Genomic DNA, 9,789 nt, shown 5'->3' with positions numbered 1-9,789 from the left:
TGCCTGTGGTGCAATACTGGTTACCCCACTTGAGAATTATTTCACCTGAAAATTTACAGCAGGAAATGGAAAAAGTAATCAGAAATTATCTGGGAATATAAGGTAAGGGCATGGCAGAAAATAAACCAAGCAAAAAAAAGTCCGCCAGGAAACTATTTACCAGGCCGGAACATTGTAATGTAATTATTGCGGCCACAATGAGTGCAGGGAAAACTTCGCTTATTAACGCGCTACTTGGCAATGAAATTCTTTTTTCGGCTAATGAAGCAGCAACGGCGACGCTAACACGTATTACTCATAACCGTAGTTTACGTCAGCGCATCGAAGGACTGAGCTACAATCAACAGGGCGAATGCCATGAACGTAGTAACAATGTGCAAAGTGCGACGCTCAGGCAGTGGAACGGTCATCAGGCAGTGAAATATATCGAGCTGGATTGCCGTATTGACAGCTTGCGCAAAACAGTGAAGCCGCTGGTTATTTACGACACCCCAGGGCCGAACAACAGCCAGGATGCCAGTCATAAACACCTATTGGACGCAGCGCTGACATTACCGGGGAAAAAACTGCTGGTATATGTGCTCAATGCAACCCAACTGGCAACTCTTGACGATAAGCAACTGCTGCTAGACATAAAAAATAGCCCGGCGTTAGCATCAGGCAACCAGATTATTTTTATCCTCAATAAAGTGGATCAGCTTGATGACGAGCGCGGCGAGACCATAGAGCTTTTTCTTGAAAAAGCTCGAGAATATCTGGAGCAAACAGGGTACCGGCAACCGGTGATTATACCGGCGATGATGCAAATATCCTTAATTGCCAAAAAAGTACTCAACCGCAAAAGTATTACGCGTAATCAAAAGCATCGTTTGCAGACCGAACTCGAGCGTTTTCGAGAAAACAAATTTAGTCTGAATGAAGCATCGCATATTTCTGTGGCGATTAAGCGCAAAGTTCGCGCCGAATTGAAAAGGACACTGCCTGAAAATAAGCAGTCAGACATGTTTGATAAAACTGAGTTGATTCAATTTATTGCCTACAGCGGTATTCGCACCCTGGAAATTTTTCTTTCACAGCATAATTAATCCTTTGGAAATCTATGAACAGCATATATCTGGAACATAACCCCTTTACCGTGGAATCTACGTTTTTGGTCAACGGAACCGAGCCTGCGCCAGGATGTAAACTCTCCAGTTATAAAGAAGCGCGGTTACAGCTTTGGGTGGAATCATTGTTTAGCGAGATACAGGCGTTGCTTAACGGAGAAACACAGCTTGAGGTTGAGTTTAAAGGCGTTGAATCGGACTTTATGGATGTACAGGATGCCGCCACAAAAGCACGTGAGAGCGGCATGGAAATTAGCCTGCGCTGGCAACCAGTGCGTGCGACGGAAGACCGTCTGGACGAGATTAATGCGCTGATGGAAGAGGCGAAGCTCAACCCGCAGTTCAATGACTACATCGTCAACAACGAACAGGTGCGTAACGATTTTCGCGAAGCCTTCAACAATGACTTTAACGTATATGTTGTCGCAACCATGTCTTCGGGCAAATCAACGTTAATCAATGCCATGCTTGGCCAGGATCTGCTGCCCGCGGCAAACGAAGCTACCACCGCAACCATCGCGCAAATCATTGATGATAAAACCACTGGGGCAAATTTTACGGCGCGCCGCTTCTCAAGCGCAGGTGAGGAAGAGTCGCTGCCAGAAATCAACGTTGATACGCTCAAAGAGTGGAACCAGTTACCGGATACGCAGGAAATTGAACTGCGTGGCAATATCGTGGCGATGCAACCGCGCGATCATGTTCGTCTTGTACTGACCGACACGCCAGGACCAAATAACAGCCAGGATGCAGATCATGAGCTTAAAACCATGGGTTTCATTAAGGATTCAAGACGTAACCCATTGATTCTTTATGTGCTCAACGGTACGCAACTGGGCACTAACGACGATAAAAACCTGCTGGGTCTGGTCGCTGAAACCATGCAAAAAGGCGGTAAACAAAGTAAAGATCGTTTCATTTTCGTCGTGAATAAGATGGATGCTTTTGACCCTGAAAATGGCGAAAATGTTGGTGCAGCGCTGCAGCGGGTGAAGACCTATCTTGAAAGTAACGGTATCCGGAACCCGCAGGTGTACCCGGTATCAGCACACTTAACTCGTCTGTTACGCAAACACCCGGATTCCTTAACCCGCAAAGAACGCGGAGATGTGAATACCCTGACGGATCTTTTCCTCGAAGAGCCGACGATGAACTTCCCGGAATACATGCCGCTTACCTCACGCGTGCGCCGGAGTCTTGAAGAGCGTGGCTTTACCAATGTGCTAAAGCGCAGCGGTTTGCCCGCCGTAGAAGTGATGATTGATGAATACATCGATAAATATAACGTGCCAACTCGTCTGAATCGCGCTTATGCCGCGCTGCATCGAGCCATTGGTCTGGGGATGAAAGAAACCCAGCTTGCCGAGCAGCTCAAGAAAGATGAAAAAGAGCTGGTGCTGATTAATGATGAAATTACTTTGCTGCAGGAAAGGCATAAAAAGGGGCTGAATACCGAAGCTTATAAAGAGCAGCTTCGCCGTGAAGGGAAAGGACTGCCGGCGTTCATTGCTGAAAGATTCACTCAGGAAGATATGAAATTCCGCCGCCTGTTAAAGGAACTGTCCAATGAAATTAGCGCTCAGGGAGAGGTGGATGTAAACCGTGCAAAAATTGAATTAGAAAATGCCGAGCGGAAACTGACGTTTGCCAGTAACGATCTGATCGGTAATTTTGAAATTGCCTTCTCGGACGGTCAACAGCATATTAAAGATGAATTACAAAAAGAGTATCTGAAATTTATCGCCGAGATATTTGGTGAAGCCCGCACCCTGGCTTTGCCTTTGCTGCAGGGCCTCAAAGAGAGCATGCAGGATATGTCGCTTAACCTTAGCCTCAACGATCGCGATGTTAAAACCAAAGAGGAACGCTATAACGGCCGCGAGGTCAGCGACTCCAACTGGTATAACCCATTCTCCTGGGGGCGTAAGCGTACCGAATACGATTACCGCACCGTCGAATATGTCGATATGAATGAAACCTGGAAAGAGAAACGAACCATCATCGAAAGCGAGTTTAATGACTTCCGGGCCAGCGCGCTGAAAAAATTTGAGTCGGATAAAGATAAGCTGGTGAAAAACTATCTGGCCTTTATTGAACGCGAATTTAACGAGAAGTTCGAAGCTTTAATCGGCGCGATGCAAGAGCAGCTAAATAATAAAGAGGTTCGTGAGCAGACTATCGCTGAGGCGAGAGAGCAGCAGCGCTGGATTATCGATTTTAAAGCGAAGCTTGATAATACGCTGGCCATTTAATAAGGAAGTCATGATGGACGATAAATCTAAAACACGGCAAAGCCTGCGCCAGAATTTACTTGAGCAGTTAACCCGTAACGAACTGGAAGGCGATGAATTACGCCAGATTGTTGCCTCCAGCGCCGCTATTGCTGATTTCTTTGATGACTACCTGGTCAACGAGATCTTCGCGGCCATTGAGCCGGATGAGCTTGACTGGAACGCCGGGTATTTCGACCGCCAACGCAAGCTGGCGCAGAACAACTTCGCCGAGAAGCGCATCAGTCATCTTATTGATGTTCGTGAGTATCTTATTCGTAATGATATTGCTGGATTTGCAAAAGCGCCGGTAACCGGGCGCACAGAGGGAACGAACACAATGAATATGCAAGGCTATTTACCCGGCGCTAATCTGGCAAGAATGGTTGAACAAGGCGTTACCAGCATGGTGCGTTCGGCCTTAATCAATGAGCTTGAAAACAACCGCCTTGAAGATAATGAAATCAACAAGGCCGTCGCCTGGACACAGGAGCGGGTCGCCGATTTATTTGTCGACTATGAAGAAAACTCTCTGGCAGGGAAAATGAATAACAACCCCAGCCAGTGGGATGCCGATTACTACGACCTGCAAACTTCTTATCTGAATAGCAACTTTGCCAAAGTCCGTTTCGAACACTTGATTACGGTACGAAACTCGCTGCGCCTGCACGGAGTTAAGGGTTTTGAGCACATCATTATCAAGCCAAAAACCCAGCCACAGCCTAAGTCACAGACAGCTCCACGCCCGCACTCTGATGCTTCCTCCCACCCACAGCCTGGCTTTCTGCGTATCGCGTTGATGGCTGGCGGGGCACTGGCAGTACTGGCGGCGCTGGTGATTTCTCTACTCTAAGGATGGATTTATGACGCAATTAACGATGACGCCAGCGCGCCTGAAAGAACTAGAGCAGCGCACGGATGTAACTTTGCAATCAGCAAGAACGCTCATCAATCGCAGCTATCTGGCGGAGATGAAAAATTACCCGTTGCAGTCTATATCCACTCAGACAGGGCTACCAACCAATCGTGCCGGGGATGTTCGTATTTTCCGCATCGAACGCATCGTGCAGGAAAACAAACAGTCGGTGCTTGAAAGCACCACCGCAGCCTATACCGCGCTGGGTGCAGCCGGATATGCCATGTTCCTGTTCCTGAAATCCGATGGATGTGAAACCAATTTGTACATTGGCACACGCGGTACGCCGGGAAAAATGCTGGGGCATAACTCAGGTGAACTGCTGAAAGAAACCTTCAAAGGGCACTTTTCCGGCAGCAGCCTGGTACCGCTTGCAGCGGGTGAAACCGACGAACTGCTTGATGGGGCGCTGGCGCAACAGGATGAACCTTCGGCGACAATCACCGCTGTCACGGGCGTGCCATCCTTGTCTACCGATAATCATGAGCATTTCATGCAAGGGCTGGAGCATTTTATCGATGCAGCGGAAAGCCGTGTTTATCAGGCACTCATCCTTGCAGAACCTGTCTCGCCACAAAATCTGGAAGTGATCCGCACCGGTTATGAGCAAGTAGCGACACAGCTCTCTTGCCTGGCAAAAAGGCAGTATTCGTTTGGGGTACAGGATAGCGAAAGCGTTGGTCTGAGCATCAGTGAAGGGTTGAGCCAGTCGTTGGGTGAAAGCCTGGGAATGACTGAAACCAAAGGAACTTCCGATACCACCAGTAAATCGACCACGGAAAGCTGGGGAGAGTCGCAAACCGTAAGCACGTCCGACGCTTTCACGCGCACCTATGATGAATATCAACAGGCACGCGCTCAGGGCGATAGAATGGGGGTAGTCGGCGGTATCGGCACCCTGCTGAAAAATACAGTGTTACCAAGAAATATTTCTGCCAGCCAGAATAGTGGCGGGTCAGAGAGTCTTTCCGATAGTCATACTACTAACCTGTCACAAGCCAACAGTTCAACGACGAGCAAAACCGATACGACCAGCCATACCGACAGCCAATCGCTGAATAAAACCCAGGGTAACAGTCAACAAATTTCCTTTGAAATCAGCGATAAAACTATTGAAAAGATGCTGGAAAAAGTTGACCACCACCTGGAGCGCGTCAATGAAGCACGAACCTACGGCGGCTGGCAAACCGCTGCCTACTTTATCGGTGACAGTGCGGCCTCTTCGGAATCATTAGCCAGTATTTTCCTGGGCCTGATGCGCGGCAGTCGTTCCAGTACTGAAGATTTTGCACTCACGACCTGGCAGTCACAAAACAAAAAAATGGTGCTCGACTGGCTGGCAACGCTTACACACCCGCGCCTGACTCCAGTTTTTTCTGAAGGCATCAATATTGATTACCTGACGCCTGCAACGCTTGTTTCAGGCAAAGAAATGGCGATTCAGCTTAGCCTGCCGCGTCGCTCTACCTCCACCGTGGCGGTACTTCAGACGCAGGCTTTCGGGCGTAAAGTTCAACGCCTTGATAGCAACGGCATTAGAACGCATGCTGAACGCGAAATTTGCCTGGGCTCTATACGCCATCTTTGGAACGATCTACCACAAACTATCAACTTAGATGTCAACCAGTTAGCGAGCCACCTATTTGTGACGGGTTCAACCGGCGCGGGGAAAAGCAACGCTATTTACGAGGTGCTTTCCCAACTGGGCCATCATAAGGTTCCGTTTATGGTGATTGAACCGGCGAAAGGCGAATACAAGCATATGTTTGGTCACCGCAGCGATGTGCGGGTTCTGGGCAGCAATGCGAAGTACAGCGAATTGTTGTGCATAAACCCATTCCGCTTCCCGGATGAAACCCATGTCCTTGAGCATATTGACCGGCTGGTGGAAATATTCACCATGTGCTGGCCAATGTATGCCGCTATGCCAGCAATTCTGAAAGAAGCAATTCTGCAAAGCTATAGTGAATGCGGCTGGAATATGGTGAGTTCCGTCAACCGTTTCACCCCAGCGCTGTTCCCGACATTCAACGATCTGCTAACGCAACTGAAAGCGGTGATTGATGATTCCGCCTACTCTCAGGAACTAAAAAGCAATTACACCGGTTCGTTGGTGACACGCGTAAAATCGCTGACTAACGGATTGAATGGACTGATTTTCTGTGGTGAAGAAATTGATAACGCGGAGTTGTTCGACAGCAATGTGATTATCGATCTTTGCCGCATTGGCTCTCAAGAGACAAAATCCCTGATTATGGGGATTCTGGTTATCCGCCTGAGTGAACACCGCGCTGCATTTTCAGGTATGAACCAGCCGTTGAAACATGTCACGGTGCTGGAAGAAGCTCACAACATTCTTAGACGCAACACCTCTGGCGGTGGCGGCGAAGGGAATGACATTACGGGAAAATCGGTGGAGATGCTCTCTAATGCTATTGCCGAAATGCGTACCTGGGGTGAAGGATTTATTATTGCTGATCAATCCCCTTATGCCGTTGATATTTCTGCGATTCGTAATACCAACACTAAAATTATCATGCGCCTGCCAGAGGAGGCTGACCGGCGTATCGCGGGAAAATCCGCAGGTCTGAACGACGAGCAGCTTGATGAGCTGGCGCGGCTACCGCAAGGGGTGGCGCTAGTTTACCAAAACGACTGGCTGGAGCCGGTGCTATGCCGGATTAATAAATTTGCCGGTAAAGAAGAGATATTCCATTACGAAGCCACAGCCGTTGTTACCGACAATCACCAGCTCTTTAACCAGCAACTGATTGCCTGGCTGATGGCTCCGCGCCTGTGCCAGCCTCAGGAGATCCCCCTGGAGTCGCTGGAAGCTGGGCTGGAAGGTAGTTTGCTGGCAACCGGGCAAAAAATTGCGCTGAAAACACTATTTGATGAGTTCCGCGCAACCGGAGGAATCAGTCTGCAAAACGAACAGCATTTTACTCGCATGGCAAAACTGGTAGTTAACCTTCTCAACTGCACCACCTCCATTGAACGATGCGTCCGCGCCGCTCCGGACTTTAATCAGTTGGAACAGTCGTTCCGCCAGCTTATTGCTAAGCAAACCGGTGAACTGCCCGCAGGACTTGAGCGGGCGGTGCAGCAGTGTTTTATGCGCGAACTGGCTGGCAGAAATGATGAATACCTGAAGGTCTATGCCGCATGGCGTAAACACGTCACCGCGGAGGCTGTAGCATGATTGAAATGGCTGTATTAAAAGAGCTGGCGATGGAAGCGCTGGGTGATCTGATGGAAAGTGTGAAAGACCTGAAGATCGAGGACATTAATGTTGAAGATCTCGACAGGCCCGTTGATCTGGATTTATCGCGCAACGAACTGACGCCGCTTTCTGACGAAACTAAAGAGGTTCTCAGCGAGGAAGGTTACAGCGACGAAGTTATCGATAGTATTGCCAGCGAAGAAGAGGCGGCGATTTATCAGGATGCAGGGCTGGAATGTCAGACCGTTAACGGCAATGATGCGTTAATTAATACTGAAATCGATTTGGACCAAACAGATTCCCTGGGTGACACCAATCTTGAACGTATGGAAAAGGGCAAAGCGCCGCTGGATGCCAATGGTAAACCTATAGAATTACATCATGTCGGGCAGAAGGCAGATTCCCCGCTGGCAGAATTAACGCACGCGCAGCATATGGAAGGTGGAAATAATACTATCTTGCATGACACTACAAAAGAATCTGAAATCGACCGTGGGGCATTCGGCAAAGAGCGCGAAGCGCACTGGAAAGCACGAGCGGAAGAGATTAAGCTACTTCAGGAAAAGGAGGCAGCATGAAAAAGTTAGAGCAGCAGGTTGCAACGCACGACGCCGATATTCGCCCTGCAACAGAAAATGAAATTAACGCTGCGGAACAGGCGCTGCGTATGCATTTTTCAGAGGAATATAAAACCTACTTGTCTGAGTTTGGTTTGGTCGCCTCTGGTGCTACGGAAATTTACGGTCTTGGCGTCCCTGCCACTTCACATCTGAATATTCTAAGCGCGATAGAACCGCTACGTGAAGGCAAGGATTATCCACAGCAGGCCGTACCACTTTATGATATCGGCGATGGTTACTATTCTCTCTACGACAATCGTCAGTGCAAAATCCTCACCTGGTCGATGATAACCGGGGTGGTGGAAATAAGTGATGAGACGCTTGAAGCCTTCCTGCTACGTGTCATTTTTGATATTAAATAATAAATGCTTAGTATTCCGCTTAATTAGTCCATAAAATAAACCCGTCAGCTAGGAATAGCTAGCGGGTAATGCTGTAAATAAAAAGAGACAAATTTCGGGAGCGTATATCATAGTGCCCCTAACTGGAACCCTATAACTGAATCTTCACAGTGACAGCATTAAGCACAGAAAAATAATTTGGGTTTGTCGTGATTCGCGCTGGATGGTATCCGGCAACATTCCTTATCCTTTCAGGCTGGCAAAAGCCACAAAGATATTCTCTGGACCATCCATCTCGCAACTAGCAACGGGCGCTTTTATCTGTCGGATTGCAAGGATTACACCTATAAGGTGAATGCGCATTCCATCACCCACCGGCGCGATTATTATGATGTCAGGGCACAAAGCTACATTGAAGTCATTGCGGAAATCATCCGGTTGGCCAGGCTGGAGGAAAACAAAGACATCAGCCTGTTTTTGTTCCGGCATGCTTTGGTCGAAGCTCGGCATTTTTTGGGACTTTACCGGAAAAGGGTTCAGAATACCTCTGGCATGAAAGCTAATTTCATATCTCAGATATCGCTGCACTGTTTATTCAAAGGAATAAGTAACATTAGTGATGCATTGTTTTTTATCAAGTTGATGAGAAAAATCTGGCTTTAGTGAAGGCGCGATCATTCAATTAATTAGCAAGCATCTAATCATTCAGACTTTTCGCTAAAGAAAAATCCGAGTGATTTGCGAGAATAGTCCTAATAAATCTCCACACCCTCCCTCATTAATAATTTCGTTACATTTTTCCGTGACCTAGTTTGCTTTAGTGCATCACTGACTTATGCTACTTTCTCATTTCGGGAACGGAAGATTTAAGACAATGGTGTGCTGTAAGTATTCTGTTGATGCAGAAAACTTAAACTCATTGATATATTCACACCATCAATGCTTTATTATTGAATTATGACCATCAATTATCATCGCCTTCCACTGCTGCACTATGGATTGATAAGCAGGAAGAGCTTTAAGTAGTCATTGCTGTTTACATAACGTGATTGCCCGTTATTTGGTTTCAGTTTTGGTATTCACGCCCATGAGCGTTAAAAGGACTTAAACGATGAGCATTCAGGAATACATTCTTGCTGGCAGTAAATTACCGGTCCACAACCATTACCAGTTAAGACTTAAACGACTGGAATCCCGGCAGCCCGGCGTTGATATTTCGGTGCTCAGGTTCAGCGGCAGCGAGGCCATCAGCGATATCCTGCGCTATGAAATTGCGTTCACCAGTGCGGTGAAAGACATTCCCGCTCAGCACA

General features: G+C 47.8%; 8 protein-coding genes. 7 read left to right on the top strand and 1 reads right to left on the bottom strand.

The window, feature by feature from the left end:
- The first annotated feature begins 110 nt into the window (after positions 1–110).
- The 6 genes from J1785_RS07595 to J1785_RS07570 are packed head-to-tail and all read left to right on the top strand — an operon-like array spanning position 111 to position 8,497.
- The gene (locus J1785_RS07595) at positions 111–1,085 is read left to right on the top strand and encodes a dynamin family protein (protein WP_217219162.1); all 975 of its coding nucleotides are present in this window, start codon (positions 111–113) and stop codon (positions 1,083–1,085) included.
- A gap of 14 nt (positions 1,086–1,099) precedes the next feature.
- Positions 1,100–3,358 (top strand): dynamin family protein, encoded by a 2,259-nt coding sequence (locus J1785_RS07590; protein ID WP_129952092.1) that lies wholly within the window; start codon positions 1,100–1,102, stop codon positions 3,356–3,358.
- A gap of 10 nt (positions 3,359–3,368) precedes the next feature.
- Positions 3,369–4,229 (top strand): hypothetical protein, encoded by an 861-nt coding sequence (locus J1785_RS07585; RefSeq protein WP_238483128.1) that lies wholly within the window; start codon positions 3,369–3,371, stop codon positions 4,227–4,229.
- Positions 4,230–4,239: 10 nt separating this feature from the next.
- The gene (locus J1785_RS07580; RefSeq protein WP_217219161.1) at positions 4,240–7,494 is read left to right on the top strand and encodes an ATP-binding protein; all 3,255 of its coding nucleotides are present in this window, start codon (positions 4,240–4,242) and stop codon (positions 7,492–7,494) included.
- On the top strand, positions 7,491–8,093 hold the full coding sequence (locus J1785_RS07575; RefSeq protein ID WP_217219160.1) for an HNH/ENDO VII family nuclease: 603 nt from the start codon (positions 7,491–7,493) through the stop codon (positions 8,091–8,093). The genes J1785_RS07580 and J1785_RS07575 overlap by 4 nt, the downstream gene beginning before the upstream one ends.
- The gene (locus J1785_RS07570; protein ID WP_129952095.1) at positions 8,090–8,497 is read left to right on the top strand and encodes an SMI1/KNR4 family protein; all 408 of its coding nucleotides are present in this window, start codon (positions 8,090–8,092) and stop codon (positions 8,495–8,497) included. The genes J1785_RS07575 and J1785_RS07570 overlap by 4 nt, the downstream gene beginning before the upstream one ends.
- A 222-nt stretch (positions 8,498–8,719) precedes the next feature.
- On the opposite strand, the gene J1785_RS07565 is transcribed toward J1785_RS07570, so the two are convergent.
- Positions 8,720–8,986, bottom strand: coding sequence for a hypothetical protein (locus tag J1785_RS07565; protein ID WP_217219159.1), 267 nt, complete (start codon positions 8,984–8,986; stop codon positions 8,720–8,722).
- Between the two features lie 601 nt (positions 8,987–9,587).
- Between J1785_RS07565 and J1785_RS07560 the strand changes: the two genes are divergently transcribed.
- The coding region (locus J1785_RS07560) for a hypothetical protein (protein WP_217219158.1) at positions 9,588–9,789 on the top strand (202 nt) is incomplete at its 3' end.

This window comes from Rahnella perminowiae, assembly GCF_019049755.1.
In the GTDB taxonomy this organism is placed as follows: domain Bacteria; phylum Pseudomonadota; class Gammaproteobacteria; order Enterobacterales; family Enterobacteriaceae; genus Rahnella; species Rahnella perminowiae.
This window is presented reverse-complemented; position numbering and strand designations above follow the sequence as displayed.